This is a genomic window from Chryseolinea soli, assembly GCF_003589925.1.
GTDB classification, from domain to species: Bacteria; Bacteroidota; Bacteroidia; order Cytophagales; family Cyclobacteriaceae; genus Chryseolinea; species Chryseolinea soli.
This window is the reverse complement of the sequence record NZ_CP032382.1, coordinates 570,484-585,895: the sequence shown is the minus strand read 5'-3', so window position 1 is coordinate 585,895 and position 15,412 is coordinate 570,484. Positions and strand designations below refer to the sequence as shown.

Here is a 15,412-nt window from a genome sequence, read left to right as displayed (position 1 = left end):
TTACTTCGGAGCCGCGACCATCATATCCTCCAAAATCTTTTTCATCTCCGGTATCCCTTTCTTGGCGATCAAATAATGCCGGTTTCCTTTAGAGACCACCCAACTATTCTTCCCATCCTCTGTGATCTGAGGGAACCCCGTCCCCAGCGTCCAATAATCACGCACCCCTCTCACGGCATACAGCACCGCGGTCTGATCCCAACTATGCCGGTTCTTTTTTGCATCCAACCCAGGATTGGTTCCAAAAGCAATGCGCACCGGGTTATTTTCCGGCGTCTCGGTGAACAACCGCTCGCCGGTCATGATCGCTATGCCGATCTCCAACCCGGAATACACCACCGGGGTTGGCCAATGCTCTTCTACGTACTGCGCCGCATCCGGACAAATGCGAATGTTCCACTCGTGACCTTTCGGATAGGCCGTCCCCATCACCACCAACTGCAGCACTTTTTTCTTCACCAACGCCGTGCCGTCCAACGGGCTGAGCGAATCCGCCTTGGATTGAAGCAGGTCGGCCACTAAACGCTGGGGACCCACCACCACAATGGTCACGCCCTGATCGGGTTGCGCGGCAAGGATCTTGCGATATAAAGCAACGGCATCCGGCGCATTCTTCCCCGACTTCAGATCGTTGGGCAGCTCCGCCAGCTTGCTGTTATAAAGATCGTTGTGCTTGTCTTTGTATTCATAAGTTCCTTTGTAGGTGCCCACGGGAATATTGGGTTTCCCGTAATATGTATTTTCGGCATCGATCGCCGGAGCACCCATGTCGTCGTTCATGGGATAGACTACGCCCAGAATTTCGGCCTCGCCGTGGTAGGCCAATTGATGCAAGACGGCCAAAGCGGCCGCGTCGTCGCAGTCATTGCCAAAGTCGGTGTCGAGAATGATCTTGACTGTCTTTGTTCTTTGCGCGAGGGAGGAGACGCTGATCAGGAGAAGCAGGAGGAAGGTGAGTCTCATAAGATGGGTAGATTAAAGCGTGAATGAAAATGAAAGCATAAGCAAAATCGACAGGCGAAAAGACTACGCTGTTTTGGAGTAAACCAATAAACCAAGTCCAAAGAAAAAGCAAACGAACATCACCAACAGGAGGGTGTTCACACCTTTGGGTGCAGTCTTGAATTCTTTCCAGATAAAGACACCCCACACGGCCGCCACCAGCACCGCTCCTTGACCCAGGCCGTATGAAATGGCCGGCCCCGCCTTGTCCGACGCGAGGATGCTGAACGACATACCGATGCACCAGATCACGCCACCCAAAATGCCGGTGATGTGACTTTTGAAATTGCCCTTGAAATAATCGTCATAGCTCACGGGCGCGCCTTCCACCGGCATGCGCATCAACACGGTGTTGAACAAAATGTTGCTGACAAAAATACCCGCCGCGAAAACGACGATCGCCGTATACGGTGTGAGCTTACCTGCCTCGGGGTTCACAAAGTCGTGGGCCATCCCCGATACGACGAACCCATAGAACTGCGCCATGAGCACACCCGCTACCACAGAAATGATCAACCCTTTTGACGAGACCTTCTGCGCGCTGCCGGATGATTTTTTATAGGCCACCGCATTCACAACAATCCCAATGGCAATGAGCGCAACGCCCGTAAAAATAACGGCCGGATTACCCGCCGGTACTTTCAAATAATTATCCAACACACCCCAGATCAACGCGATGCCAATGCCTACTGGAAACGCCACCGACATCCCGGCAATAGAAATGGCGGCGATGAGCAGAATGTTTGCCAGGTTGAATATCACACCGCCCAAAAACGCTGAACGAAGGCTCGCCACGTCGGACTGTGCAAAGTCGGCCCGGAAGCTGCGTCCGTGTTCGCCCATGCTGCCCAGGGTGAGCGCGAAGAGGAGCGACAGCAGGAAGATGCCCAATACATAATCCCAATAGAACAATTCAAAGCGCCATGACTTTTCCGCCAGCTTCTGCGTGTTGGCCCACGAGCCCCAGCAAAGCATGGTAATAAAACAGAACAGCACGGCGACGGTATAACTTTCTAGAATGAACATAGGCCAGGGGTTTGGTTATGGATGGGTTGTGTTCGCAGGCTTATTGTCGTACACGATGAATTCGTTCAGGTAGACCGGGCTCTTTTCGTCAGGGTTCAGGATCTTTACGCGCACCGTATGTTTTTGACGTGGCAGTTGATACTTCCAAAACAATTCATACCGCCGCGTCGTGAAGCTGCCCGGGAGCTCCACGTTCTCGACGAGCTTGTTGTCGATGTAGAGTTCGGTCTTGGCCACATAAGACGACGTGGCTTGCCAGCGCGCCGATTCGCCACGCACCACAAAGCCGATGCCTTCAAAGTCGAACGTGTATTCGTCCGTGAGCGTTTTGCGGATCTCCATTTTGTCTACGGGGTGATGACCTTCAAAGCTTTGCTCCAGGCGCACGGCTTTAGGTTGCTGCACCTTGATGTACACCGACTGGTCGTCTGCCGTGCCACCGTTGCGGGCGATCATTTTTAGCGCGTGGTTGTAGCCAATGGTATACACGTCGTTTAGCGACATGGTGGTGTATTTGAAGTCGAGCGGCTCCGACTCCTGGAGTCCCATCTTCCAATAGGGCGGAATGTTTTTGTAACCCAGCACGGTGCCGAGTATGCCCCCGGCCGAAGACGGATTGCAATCCGAATCCTGACCCGCCCGCGTGGTGATCTCCATCGTCTTCGTGAAATCACCTTGTCCATACAACAAACCCAGCACGACATAAGCTGAGTTCACCGTGGCGTCGATGTTGAAAGGAACAAATACGCCTTCGGGACAGCCGATGTCGTTCGTGTATTTCTTTTGGATCTCGAACCAGGTTGCTTTCCAGTCGGTGGGATATTGCTGGTGCCACTGAATAACATCCTGGATCACGTGGTGAAACCGGCTTTCAGCGGGAATGGTCTTCAACGCCTCCTTCACAATAAAGGGAATATCAGACGATGTGAATGCCAGCGTATACATCGCGCCCATATACACACCGCCATACCAGCCATCGCCATAGTTCATGATGTGACCGATCTTGTCACTGATCTCCGACGCCGTGTTGGGCATGCCCGGCGACATGAGTCCGGCAAAGTCAGATTCAATTTGATAGTCGATGCAGTCGGCATGCGGGTTGTTGAGCCAGTGGCCGGATTGGGGTGCAGCGATGCCGTGCAAAATGTTATAGCGTCCTGCCTGGTTGGCGTGCCATAGTGCATAGCCTGCATTGGCGTAGGCGTTGGCAAATTCGCTGAGAGGTGCATCCAACCCTTTACGTTCGAACACGTCCACGAAGGTGAGGTCCATGTAGATGTCGTCGTATAGCCCGGGGTTGTTTACCATAGTATTTTTCAAATAGCCATCATACCATTTAATAGGTTGATAATCCTGGATCATCGTGCCACAAAACCTGAATTCGGTCGGACCACCGAACGTGACACCCACCGTCTGGCCGGCCCATCCTCCCATGATCTTGTCTTTCAACACTTCCTTGGAAAGTTTATAAGACCCGTTGGAAGGCGGATTGATTTTTTTCTCCTGGCACCACGCCGTCACCGAGAGCAGCAACAGTAAACATAGAATGGATCGTCGTATCATAATAAGGAGGTTAATTCATCTCGATAAGGCGCCGAGGCTTGTGCACCCATGCGCGTGACGGAAAGCGCCGCCGCGCGATTGGCAAACTGAACGGCTTCGTCCAGCGAAGTGCCTTCTGCCAGGGCAACGGCCAGTGCGCCGTTAAACACATCGCCAGCGGCTGTCGTGTCCACTGCATTCACGCGCGGTGCGGCGATGTAACGGCCGCCGCGTTCGTCGTGAACATACGCGCCTTCGCCGCCGAGGGTGATCACCACTTTTTGAACCCCCTTATCCCTGAACCATTTTGACACGGAGCTAATGGCCGAGGCGTCGCGTACGGACAGACCAGTGAGCGTCTCGGCTTCCGACCGGTTTGGGGTGATGAGGTAAAGATCTTTGAAGACCGTCTCCGGCAACGTCGTGGCTGGAGCGGGATTGAGTATGACTTTCTTTCCGGCCTTCGCGGCAAGTTGCGCGGCATGGACAACGGTGGGGATGGGGATTTCCAATTGCAACAAGACCGTATCCGCCCGCTCGAATTCTTTTCCGGCTTTTGCCAGATCGTCGGCTGCGAGTGTGCCGTTGGACCCTTGGGCTACCACGATGGTGTTTTCGCCCTTTGCATCCACCGTGATCAATGCTACGCCGGAGGGATGCTGGGGGTCGGTCAATATAAAATCGGTGTGAATGCCTTCTTTCTGGAATTGCTGCAGGGCCTGTTGTCCGAAAATGTCGTTGCCCAGTTTGGCGATGAAGGTAACATCGCCACCCAATCGCGCGGCAGCCACGGCCTGGTTAGCACCTTTGCCACCGGGGAACATAAAAAAAGTGCCACCGAGGAGGGTCTCGCCGGGGTCTGGAAATTTGGCAGTCTTGATCACCATATCGGTGTTGGAGCTGCCGACGACGAGAATGGATTTTCCGGGCATGGTCAGGTAGGATAGAAAACGTTTCCGATACTAGCCTTTTTTTGCCATTCCATCATCCCGGAATGGCGGATTTTACACGAAAAACTTTTATATCAAACTAAAATTGTTAGTTATTATATACTAATATAATTAGTTTTATTACCTTTGAGCCATCAAACGCAAATCCGCCATGAAAACAGTAAGAACCACCTCCGGAACACGCAAAATCGAAGATTGGAACGCCAACCTCATCCCGCTCCAGCTTCGCGAGATCCTCCAGGACCAGCGCAAGACATTGATCGACCGCCTCTTGAACGAGAACGGTTTGCAGGTATATGTAGACCACAAAATGGGTTTGAAAATGACCTCCGCCCAAAACGGCAAAGTACGTGGAGGATTAGGCCGCCTCATGAACGCCGGCATCGACATCGACAACTACCTGCCCATCCTTGAAATGGTCCTGCAAAACGAAAACACCTACATCGACTCCGCCTTCTTTTACAGAGAGATCGACAGCTGCATCCGCCGGTGCATGCAAGAGTCGCAGCTCACCCTTCCCCATATGGATATGACCCCTTTCGAAGGGATGGGGATGAACCTTATGGACGTGCTAAACAGAAGAAACTAGGACCGCAAATGTCCGGGGCCGGGCCATGAAGGCAAGCTGTGCAACCCTTTAAGCCCGGCCTTTCCAAATGACTGGCGCAAGTGAATACACTTGCGCCTATTATAAAGTCAGTCTTCAGGCTGACGAAAAGAAAATTAAAATATCTTCCCTGGATTCAAGATCCCCCTGGGATCAAACACCCGCTTAATCCCCCGCATCACCTCCAAATTTGCCTCCTGCATCGCCAGGTGCATATACGGCCGCTTCGCAATCCCAATGCCATGCTCCCCCGAAAGTGTCCCCCCCAGGCTAACCGTTAGCTTAAAGATCTCCCCGATACCGTCTACTACTTTGGTATTCCAATCCTCTTCGTTGATGGATTCTTTCAAAACATTGATGTGCAGGTTGCCATCACCCAAATGCCCATAGCAAACGGAGTTGAATCCATATTCCTGCCCGATCGCTTTAATGCCCACGATAAGCTTAGGCAGGTTGGCGCGCGGAACCACCACGTCTTCTGCCCGTGTAAGCGTGTAGGCATTCACAGCAGGGGAGAGGTTCTTGCGGATCTTCCACAGCTCTTCTTTTTGCGCAGCGGTGTCGGCAAACAGGATCTCACCCACCTGGAAATTCTCCACTACCCCCATCACCCGCTCGGCGTCGCGCATGAGCACCTCGTCGTCGTTGCCGTCGAGTTCGCAGAGGAGGTAGGCGTTCATGTTTTCGGAGAAGGGTGTGGTCACTTTGGCGGCGTAGATCTTTTCGCAGTAATCAATCGTGAGCATGGCCCCTTCGCGTTCAAAGAACTCCATGCCGCTGGGGGTTACGCCGGCGCGGAATATTTCGGCGATGCCTTTGCAGGCTTCTTCGTTGGTGGCAAACGGGATGAGCAGCAACACGTCTTTTTGAGGTAGGCCACGCAGCTTGAACACGATCTTGGTGATGATGCCCAGGGTGCCTTCGCTGCCGCACATCAATTGAGTAAGGTTATAGCCGGTTGAATTTTTCAATACGTTGGCCCCCGTCCAGATGATCTCGCCGGTGGGCAACACGACCTGGAGGTTCAGCACGTAGTCGCGCGTCACCCCATATTTCACGGCCTTGGGCCCGCCGCTGTTTTCCGACACGTTGCCGCCGATAAAGCAGGTGCCCCGGCTGGCAGGGTCGGGGGGATAGAAAAGGCCTTTGGCTTTTACGGCATTCTGGAACACTTCCGTGATCACCCCCGGCTCGACAGTGGCCTGGAGGTTGAGTTCGTCTATACCAAGAATACGATTGAAACGTTCCATAGAAACGACCACGCCCTTCTGCACGGGGAGCGCCCCGCCGCTGAGGCCCGTACCGCCCCCGCGTGGGGTGACGGGGATGACGTGTTCGTGACAGAGCTTCATGATCTGGCTGATCTCCTCGGGGGTGCCCGGTTTCAGGACCACGTCAGGAAGGAATGAATAGTCTTCCGTTTCATCGTGCGAGTAGTTGTAGCGCTGCGCAGGATCAATAACAATGTTCGATTCGCCTACGATGGCGGCAAACTGCCCGATGATGTCGTTGGAAACTTCTGCAAATGCCATGAAACAAGTATATTTGGATAATTATTTTTTAACCTTTTGCTGATGCGATTTTTTCAACTCAAAATTAGTCAAAAGCTTGTTCTTCACGGGGTAATCGCTGCAACACTTTTTTTGTGTTCCTGTGCCGCCCACAAGGTGAGACAAGCCGACGCTCGCGAGATCAAGGTTGACAAGGTGATCTCCACAGCACGCACCTTCATCGGTACACCGTACAAGTATGGAGGAACTACCCGGAACGGCATGGACTGCTCGGGGTTGCTCATCAATTCGTTTCAGGCCGTGAACGTCGCGCTGCCCCGAAGCAGCGAGGCCCAAAGCAAAGTAGGCGAAGAGGTGACGATGAAAGAACTGGAGCCGGGCGACCTCGTGTTTTTCGCCACCGGTAGAAGAAAAAGAGAAGTAACACACGTAGGGCTGGTCACAGACGTGAGGGGAAAGGAAGATGTGAAATTTATCCATTCTTCCAGTTCGCTGGGAGTGGTGGAGACCAACCTGTATGCCGAATACTATCAAAAACGTTTCCGCGGCGCACGCCGGGTGATCATTGAATAAACGCTAGTCCTATCTATACCATGAAAAAAACACGCAGAGATTTCTTGAAGTTGTCGGCCTTGGGTGCGGGCATGTTGCCTATGGCTCAAAGCCTGGCCGCTACACCAGAGGCCACCAAGCCCATCGTACTCTCCACCTGGAACTTCGGCCTGGCCGCCAACGAGGCCGCCTGGAAAATACTCTCTGCCAACGGCCGTGCCCTCGACGCGGTAGAGGCCGGCGCCCGTGTTCCCGAAGCCGACCCGAAAGAAACTTCCGTTGGTTTAGGAGGGTTGCCCGACCGCGACGGCCGCGTCACCCTCGATGCCTGCATCATGGACGAGCATGACGGCTGTGGATCCGTGGCTTTCCTCGAGCACATCGTCCATCCCATCTCCGTGGCGCGTTTGGTGATGGAGAAGACTCCTCACGTCATGCTGGTCGGTGAAGGGGCACTACAGTTCGCTTTGGCCAACGGTTTTAAAAAAGAGAAACTGCTGACAAAAGAATCGGAGCAGGCGTGGAAAGAATGGACCAAAAAATCGGAATACAAACCGGTAGCCAACATCGAGAACCACGATACCATCGGCATCATTGCCCTGGATGCGAATGGTAATTTATCCGGCGCTTGCACCACTAGTGGCATGGCCTACAAAATGCACGGTCGTGTAGGTGATTCTCCCATCATCGGCGCAGGGCTGTATGTCGACAACGAAATTGGCGCCGCCACCTCCACCGGTGTGGGCGAAGAAGTGATCCGCATCGTGGGCTGCCACCTCGTGGTAGAATTGATGCGACAAGGTCACTCGCCCCAGGAAGCTTGTCAGCTCGCCGTCGAGCGCATCCTCAAAAAAAATCCCGCGAAGGCGAAAGAAGTACAAGTTGGTTTCCTGGCCCTGAACAAGAATGGTGAATATGGCGCCTACTGTTTACAAAAAGGATTTACCTACGCCAAGTACGACCCCACCGGAAACAAACTCTTTGATTCTAAAAGCAACTTCTAAATGACTGTAGAGATCGTAGTATACAACATCGCCTCCGCCCTGAAAGCGCAGGAAGGCGGGGCCGACCGTGTGGAATTGTGCGACAACCCCGGAGAAGGAGGAACCACACCGTCGTTTGGAACGGTGGAAGTGGTGCGCGCCAACCTGGGCATCGACGTCTATGTGATGATCCGTCCCCGCGGTGGTGACTTCTGCTATTCAAGTTATGAGTTCCACGCCATGAAACGCGACATCTACCAAAGCCAGAAGCTGAGCGTGGATGGCGTCGTGTTGGGCATTCTCAACCCCGATGGCACTATCGATAAAAAGCGCTGCAAGGAATTGATCGACAAAGCGCGACCCCTGAAAGTGACGTGTCATCGCGCCTTCGACATGACCCGCGATCCCTTCCAGGCATTGGAAGATTGTATCGAAGCGGGCTTTGATCGCATCCTCACGTCAGGTGGACAAATGCAAGCCATAAAAGGGGCCACGTTGATCGGCGAATTGATCAAGCGTGCCAACGGCCGCATTGCCATCATGCCCGGATCGGGTGTGAACGAAAACACCGTAGAAGAGCTCGTAGCCAAAACCGGCGCAACGGAAATACATTTCTCCGCTGCTGCCACCACCGACAGCCTCATGCAATATCGCAACCCCGACATTGCCGGCATGGGCTCCGACGAAGGCTCCGAATTCAAATTGAAAACGGTAGACCCGGAGCGCATCAAAGCCATTCGCGCGTTGGCCGAAAAGAAATCATCGTAAGCAAACGCTGTCAACAACGTAGCACCTGATAAGAAATTCCAGACGCTCCTAAAAGAAAACGTCCCAGCCTCTTGCGAGACCGGGACGTTTCTTTTATCAACTAACTACTCGTATTATTTATTGTGCTTTCGTAGCATTCAGCGGGAAGGTTCCGAATTGACCCACTGTGATGTTACCCGTCATCTTGCTGTCTTCGATGATGGATTTCACTTGCATGGTCATCGTGCCGTTTGGGGTGTTGAAGTCGTAGTGGAAGCTGAGCTCGTTGCCGTTCACTTTCACATCCGACAATTGGCTGGTACCGCGACGGCTGGTGATGGTGCCGGTGTATCTGTCACCATCTTTCAGGATCACGATGTTTCCTTCGCCGCCTTGAGGCGACTCAACTTTATAGTTCCAGGTACCGGTAGCATCTACAGTTTTCGTAGCATCGGCCGGAGGTAATGCAGGGGCTTTCGTTGCCGTTGCACCCGTGGCAGCTCCAGCGCCAGGAGTAAATCCACCACTGCGTTGTCCGCCACCGCGTTGTCCACCGCCGCCACCTTGTCCACCGCCGTTGTCTTGTGTGCCGTTGTCACCACCTTCTTTCAAGTCGTCGTTGTTGATGGACTTTCTGCGTTTCGGTGCATCCACCGACATCTTGCCGATGCGATAGCTGAACGTGATGCGGAGGCTCGTCGTGTGCATGATGTTCAGGCTCTTCTGCTCGATGGTAGGTGAAGTGATGTTGCTGTGAATTCTGAAATTGGGTGTGAAGAAGTTTTCTGCACCAAAGCCAATGCTTCCTTTCTTCTCGTTGAAGTCTTTCTTGAGACCCAGGCTATAGATACCAAAGCCTCCCTGCGATCCTTGCAACTGCACCTGGCGGCCGCGATAGAAACTGAAGAACTGGAAGCCCCAGCCTTTGGTCAGGTTGTAGCTACCAAACACGCGACCACTGGCCACCCAACCTTCGTTGCGTGTGTCCACATGGTTGTCCAGCTTGGTATAGTAGATGTCCGAGCCACCATTCAGCGACAGCTTGCCGATGTTCACATTCGCAAAGATGCTGAGACCGTAGGCATTTTCAGTACCGATGTTCTGGTACGTGGTAAGGATCTGGCCCGGCACGTCAGGATTGCCTGTGGGCACACGGACGGCCTGTATCGAACCGGTGGTGTTGCGCATAAACGATGTGAAATTGAGCGACGTTCCACCAATGAAGGTGTTATATCCCAATTCATAGTTGTTGGTGTATTCCGGATTCAAGGTAGGATTACCCTGTGTAATGCTTAGCGGGTTACCGCCTTGAATGTTGGGATTGAGGTATTGAATGGAGGGCCGTTGAATGCGACGGTTGTAGGCAATCTTGACCATGCCGCCATTTTTCAATTTTTTCGAAAGGTTTACGCTGGGTACCAACACGCCATAGGAGGGGATCGTGATGTTATTTTCTTTTGTATGGGCGGTGATGGTCGTGTACTCATAACGCGAGCCGGCCTTTAAGCTATAGCCACTCTTGGCGGAATAGGTATAAGAAAGATAGCCCGACGCGATGTTCTGATCATAGTTCAGGTTGTTGTTCTTCAAAGGATTGGTGTCCAACTCGTAGTTGTAGTCGCCGTCGACGTCGTTATAGTAGGTGTAGTTGCTATACACTTTGCGCATAATGTCCTTGGCGCCGGCTTCCAACATTTGCGTCGTGCCGATGGGTGTTTGATAGTCGCCCTGGAAAGTCACTTCTTGGTTGTAGCTGTCATTGAAGTTGCGTGTGCCGCTGGGTGCCGGTGCGGTGTTTATTTCGTCAATGCGTCTGTCGAAGTTGTTCGTCCGGTTGTTCTTGCTGTACAAGGCCAGGAAGCTGAGCTCGCGTTGCGGCTTGTCGTACAGGTGCGTGTAAGACAAGTTCATATCGACCGTGTTCGAAACGTCTTTCGTAAAGATCTGGCTCAACGAGGTAGAGTCAGGCACTCCATCACGTCGAACCCCCGTCAGCAGATTATCCTGGTAGCTGTTGTTGTTGCGGACGCCGAAACGGACCGACGCAGCCAGCGAATTTTTCTTGTCGATGTCATAATCCCAGCCTAGTGTGTAGTTACCGAACAACCCGTGCGAGCGCGTGTCGGCGGTTTGTTGGTTGGTTGAAATAACCTTGCTGTCAGGATCAGGCGTTTTCGTAATCTGCGAATTGTCAAAGCTTCCCGTCACGTTATACATCGCGCGTCCGAAGCCGCCCAAATTGAAACCCATCTTTCCTTTGCGATAGCTGCCGTTCAATCCCAGGTTCGATCCGCGAAGACCAACACCGGTGTCGACGTTCAGCGTAGCGCCTTGTAATGTATTTTTCTTGAGTACAATGTTGATGATACCCCCACTACCTTCTGCATCATACTTAGCCGAAGGCGATGTGATCACTTCCACCGTCTTGATCTGGTCGGCCGGAATTTGTTTCAAGGCATCGGAGATGCTGCTGGCCATGATGGTGGAGGGCTTGTTGTTGATGAGCACCTTGATGTTGGAGCTTCCGCGCAAGGTCACGTTTCCATCCATGTCTACCGAAAGCATCGGCACGCGCTTTAACACATCGGTAGCATCGCCGCCGCGGGTAGTGGCGTCGTTCTCGGCGTTGTAGATGGTGCGGTCAACGCGTTCTTCCACCATTTGCTTCTGACCTTCTACGACAACTTCGTTCAATATCTTTGCACCTGTGCTCAATTTGATAATGCCCAGGTTCACGTCCGATTTCTTATCTATCTTGATGTTATTGATGGTCTGTGTTTCATAGCCGATAAAGGACACGGCCACATTGTATGTTCCTTCTGCAACTTTGTTTATGGAGAAAGCACCTTTGTCGTCACACACGCTGCCATCGACGGGCTTGCCGGTGGCGGGGTCGAGCAGCGCCACGTTGGCGAACTCCACCGGGGTGTTGTCGTCGGCATCCATGACGGTGCCGCTTATTTTGGCATTACCGTGGGGCGTTGTCGGGGCTGCGCCACCAGGGGTTTGGGCCCAGGCGCCGGCAGAAAAAATAAAAGACGCAAAAAGAAGTACTGTTTTTTTCATGTTTAGGATATACATATAAGATTCAACTACACAAGGGTCAGTGACGGGGGCAAGGGCTATGGTATTGTAACTGCAAAAGAAATTCTTTTGTTGGCATAAGCGGCGGGAATTATACCATCGGCTTCATTCTCTCGACCGATAGGGCGTTTTATCGACCGGCCCGCAAGGTAGGCGTTTTCGGGGGCAGCCATCGATCAAATTGTGCAAACGGTAGAAAATCCGTGAGAATGCCGGTTCGTTTCTTTTGGAAGGACTACATTTAGTCCCGTAAAAATACCGCTCATCATGTCCTCGTTTATCAATAGAAATAGGGTGTTGCTGTTGCACTTGTCGTTCTGGTGTGTATACCTGTCGTTCAATGTATACCAGATCAACTTTTTCCAACATGAGCGCGGCCTGGACTGGGGTGAGCTGATCTCGTCGCTGCTGGTGCAACTGGTGTTTACTTTATTCATCGCCTATTTTAACTATTTCATTACCTGGCCCCGGTTCCTGAAAACCAAAAATATCTGGCGCTACCTGCTGGAGTTCCTCATTCCATTTGCGTTGATCATCGCTGCACGGGTATACCTCCAGCGTTATCTCGTGGAACGCTTTTTTCAGCGTCATGTTGATTTCTTTTATTCCGATTTCTTTATCGTTCAGATCACCGCGGTCACCTTGCTCATCGTCTTCTTTGTGGGACTGCTTCGCTTTGCTGTGGATTGGTTTGAATTCGAAGCCAAGAAGAAGGCGATCGAAAACGAAAAGCTCACGGCCGAACTGAACTTCCTCAAAGCCCAGATCAACCCCCACTTTTTGTTCAACACGCTGAACAACTTGTATTACCTGGCCTACACCAAATCGGAGAATACCACCGAAGTGATCGCCAAACTTTCGCAGATGATGCGCTACATGATCTACGAATCCAATCACGCAAAAGTGTTGCTCAGCAAAGAGATCGAATACATGCAGAGCTACATCAGCCTGGAGCGGCTGCGGTTGAACAACCAGATCCCCATCAACTTCAACATCCAGGGCAACCCGGAAAACATCTGGATTGCTCCCCTTATTTTCGTTACTTTTCTGGAGAATGCATTCAAACACGGCGTGAACAACAGCGATCCCAAAGCCTGGGTGAACCTGACGATCGACATCGCGGGAAAAGAATGCATCTACACCGTAGAGAACAGCAAACCCAGCGTGCCCCAAGGCAATGAGAAGTCGGGCATCGGGTTGCAGAATGTGCAACGGCGATTGGAGTTGAGCTATCCCGGACAATATTCGCTGGATGTTACGGAGAATGCAGAACAATATCGGATACAACTAAAACTTACCCTGGCGTGAAATACAACTGCGTGATCGTGGACGACGAGCCCCTGGCCCGCAACCTGATGACGGAATACGTACGCAAAGTGCCCACCCTCCTGAACCTGGTGGAAGCCTGCTCCAGTCCCCTGGCCGCCCTGGAAGTGCTGCGCAACAACAATGTTGATATCCTCTTCCTCGACGTGCAGATGCCCGAGATCACCGGCATCTCGTTGCTAAAGGTGCTCCAAAAAAAGCCCCTCGTCGTCCTCACCACCGCCTACTCCGAATACGCCCTGGAAGGCTACGAACTCGACGTAGCCGATTATTTATTGAAACCCATCACCTTCGAACGTTTCCTCCGCACTGTCGACAAACTCATCCAACGCCTCGAAGCCAGAACAACACCCGCGGCAGTACCGGAGCGCGCTCCATCCGAACCCAGCCCCGCCTTCGTCTTCGTGAAAGACGGCACCAAACTCGTCAAGGTCCGCCTCGACGACATCCTCTACGTCGAAGGCCTGAAAGACTACGTCACCATCCACACCCGCACCCAAAAAGTGATCAGCCTCCAACGCCTCAAAGCCCTCGAAGAACAACTCCCCGCCGACAAATTCATCCGCATCCACAACTCCTACATCGTAGCCCTCGACGCCATCGAAGTCATCCACAAAGGCGACGTCCAAATCGGCCAAGCCGTATTGCCGATAGGAGAGACCTACAAAAAAGCCTTCAAGGAATTCATCGACCGAAATCAAATGCAGTAGCCAAAGGCGAAGCCCTTTGCGCCAACTTTGCTTGCTTGCCCGCCGAAGCTTTAGCGAAGGAGGGCGCCCTTTGCGCCTTTGCGGTTCAATATGATTCGCCGCCAAGCGCAATCCACGTCCCCACCTTTCTACGTAAATTGAAACACATCATAAAAGCAAACCCATGGCACTATTACCCGGCCAAAAAGCCCCCGATTTCACCCTCGCTTCCACCACCGGAAAAACCTTCTCCCTCAGCACCGACCTAATCCGAAAACCCTGTATCCTCTATTTCTATCCCAAAGACTTCTCCACCGGCTGCACCAACGAAGCCTGCGGCTTCCGCGACACCTTCGATCTCTTCGAAGGCCTCAACATCACCATCCTCGGCATCAGCCGCGACGACATTCCCACCCACCACCGCTTCAAAGAAGCCCTCAAACTCCCCTTCGACCTCCTCTCAGACCCCGACGGAAAAATCTCCAAACTCTACGACACCACCCCACCCTTCATGGACTTCTTCACCAAACGCACCACCTACCTGCTGGACGCCGACCACGTGATCCAGGCGGCGTACGAAAACGTTTTCTCTGCGCGCAAGCACATTAAAGAAATGGCGGCGAAGGCTTCGGGTGGCGTAGTTGTGAAATAGGGATCATTCGTGCCGATGGGTATCCGAGAAGCTTTGTTGGTGAAGAACACCAACAAGGGCGAGGGGGATTATTAGAGCGGATGGTATCCGAAAAACTTTGTTGGTGGGACACCAACAAAGGCGATTGCACTCAAATAAAATATGAAATAAGGTTTTGTGCGCAACGCCATAAAGGACCCCAGTACATAAACCCCGAAGGGGTTTCCCATCATAGCCCCCAGTGAAACTGGGGGAAACAAGTCATTGTAAAACAAGAGCGCCATTGGGAACACTCGGATTGGGCCTCGGACAATTTTGGCGCGCATTCAATCCCCCAATCCTGGCGACAAAAGCCGCACGTTACCCAAATGTTGACCCGCTCCATGCACGCACCCGCGACTTTAATTTTTCTAAAAAGGCGAAGCCCTTTGCGTTCAACTTGCCTGCCCGCCGAAGCTTTAGCGAAGGTGAGGCGGTTTAAAATGAATCGGGCTACAAACATTCCAATACGCATTCAGACTCTATGCACACGTATACTGATTTCCGAATGACCCCAAAATAAAAAAGCCGGACCCCAAGTCCGGCTTTACATATTTAGTGGAGAATATCGGAGTCGAACCGATGACCTTGACACTGCCAGCGTCACGCTCTAGCCAGCTGAGCTAATCCCCCTAAATAGGACGGCAAAGATAATTGAGTTCTCTTAATTGTCAACATAAATTTAGCACGGCTTTCTATCGAAGAAAATAGACTCCACCCTAT

13 protein-coding genes and 1 tRNA gene are annotated in these 15,412 nt (G+C 52.4%); 7 read left to right on the top strand and 7 right to left on the bottom strand.

Annotation, left to right across the window (positions count from 1 at the left end; translation table 11 throughout):
* The 4 genes from D4L85_RS02235 to rbsK form a co-directional block, all read right to left on the bottom strand.
* Nucleotides 1–963 carry a nucleoside hydrolase gene (locus D4L85_RS02235; RefSeq protein ID WP_119752788.1) on the bottom strand — a complete coding sequence of 321 codons (963 nt, stop codon included), beginning with the start codon at nt 961–963 and terminating at the stop codon, nt 1–3.
* Nucleotides 964–1,026: 63 nt separating this feature from the next.
* Nucleotides 1,027–2,028, bottom strand: coding sequence for a GRP family sugar transporter (locus D4L85_RS02230; protein WP_119752787.1), 1,002 nt, complete (start codon nt 2,026–2,028; stop codon nt 1,027–1,029).
* Between the two features lie 15 nt (nt 2,029–2,043).
* Nucleotides 2,044–3,591: an ADP-ribosylglycohydrolase family protein gene (locus D4L85_RS02225; protein WP_119752786.1), complete on the bottom strand. Its 1,548-nt coding sequence runs from the start codon at nt 3,589–3,591 to the stop codon at nt 2,044–2,046.
* Entirely contained in the window at nt 3,588–4,502 is a 915-nt protein-coding gene (gene rbsK, locus D4L85_RS02220; protein WP_119752785.1) for a ribokinase, read from the bottom strand. Before rbsK ends, D4L85_RS02225 begins: the two co-directional genes overlap by 4 nt.
* Before the next feature lie 169 nt (nt 4,503–4,671).
* Between rbsK and D4L85_RS02215 the strand changes: the two genes are divergently transcribed.
* The gene (locus tag D4L85_RS02215; RefSeq protein WP_119752784.1) at nt 4,672–5,109 is read left to right on the top strand and encodes a hypothetical protein; all 438 of its coding nucleotides are present in this window, start codon (nt 4,672–4,674) and stop codon (nt 5,107–5,109) included.
* Between the two features lie 134 nt (nt 5,110–5,243).
* Here D4L85_RS02215 and D4L85_RS02210 read toward each other — a convergent pair whose 3' ends face one another.
* Nucleotides 5,244–6,659, bottom strand: a complete 1,416-nt coding sequence (locus D4L85_RS02210) for an FAD-binding oxidoreductase (protein WP_119752783.1) — start codon at nt 6,657–6,659, stop codon at nt 5,244–5,246.
* 111 nt (nt 6,660–6,770) lie between these two features.
* On the opposite strand from D4L85_RS02210, the gene D4L85_RS02205 reads away from it, so the two are divergent.
* Genes D4L85_RS02205 through D4L85_RS02195 form a run of 3 tightly spaced genes read left to right on the top strand, consistent with a single transcriptional unit; the run spans nt 6,771 to nt 8,941 of the window.
* Nucleotides 6,771–7,211, top strand: coding sequence for a C40 family peptidase (locus tag D4L85_RS02205; RefSeq protein WP_228450746.1), 441 nt, complete (start codon nt 6,771–6,773; stop codon nt 7,209–7,211).
* 20 nt (nt 7,212–7,231) lie between these two features.
* On the top strand, nt 7,232–8,194 hold the full coding sequence (locus D4L85_RS02200) for an isoaspartyl peptidase/L-asparaginase family protein (RefSeq protein ID WP_119752781.1): 963 nt from the start codon (nt 7,232–7,234) through the stop codon (nt 8,192–8,194).
* The gene (locus D4L85_RS02195) at nt 8,195–8,941 is read left to right on the top strand and encodes a copper homeostasis protein CutC (RefSeq protein ID WP_119752780.1); all 747 of its coding nucleotides are present in this window, start codon (nt 8,195–8,197) and stop codon (nt 8,939–8,941) included. It abuts the gene before it with no gap.
* 117 nt (nt 8,942–9,058) lie between these two features.
* Here D4L85_RS02195 and D4L85_RS02190 read toward each other — a convergent pair whose 3' ends face one another.
* The gene (locus tag D4L85_RS02190; RefSeq protein WP_160143492.1) at nt 9,059–11,986 is read right to left on the bottom strand and encodes a TonB-dependent receptor; all 2,928 of its coding nucleotides are present in this window, start codon (nt 11,984–11,986) and stop codon (nt 9,059–9,061) included.
* A 285-nt stretch (nt 11,987–12,271) separates the two neighbouring features.
* Between D4L85_RS02190 and D4L85_RS02185 the strand changes: the two genes are divergently transcribed.
* The 3 genes from D4L85_RS02185 to D4L85_RS02175 all read left to right on the top strand — a co-directional run bounded on the left by D4L85_RS02185 (nt 12,272) and on the right by D4L85_RS02175 (nt 14,671).
* On the top strand, nt 12,272–13,312 hold the full coding sequence (locus D4L85_RS02185) for a sensor histidine kinase (RefSeq protein WP_119752778.1): 1,041 nt from the start codon (nt 12,272–12,274) through the stop codon (nt 13,310–13,312).
* Entirely contained in the window at nt 13,309–14,040 is a 732-nt protein-coding gene (locus D4L85_RS02180; RefSeq protein ID WP_119752777.1) for a LytR/AlgR family response regulator transcription factor, read from the top strand. The genes D4L85_RS02185 and D4L85_RS02180 overlap by 4 nt, the downstream gene beginning before the upstream one ends.
* A gap of 163 nt (nt 14,041–14,203) precedes the next feature.
* Nucleotides 14,204–14,671 (top strand): peroxiredoxin, encoded by a 468-nt coding sequence (locus tag D4L85_RS02175; RefSeq protein WP_119752776.1) that lies wholly within the window; start codon nt 14,204–14,206, stop codon nt 14,669–14,671.
* A 577-nt stretch (nt 14,672–15,248) separates the two neighbouring features.
* Here the strand turns inward: D4L85_RS02175 and D4L85_RS02160 are convergent.
* Nucleotides 15,249–15,322 (bottom strand) — tRNA-Ala (locus tag D4L85_RS02160).
* Nucleotides 15,323–15,412 lie beyond the last annotated feature (90 nt).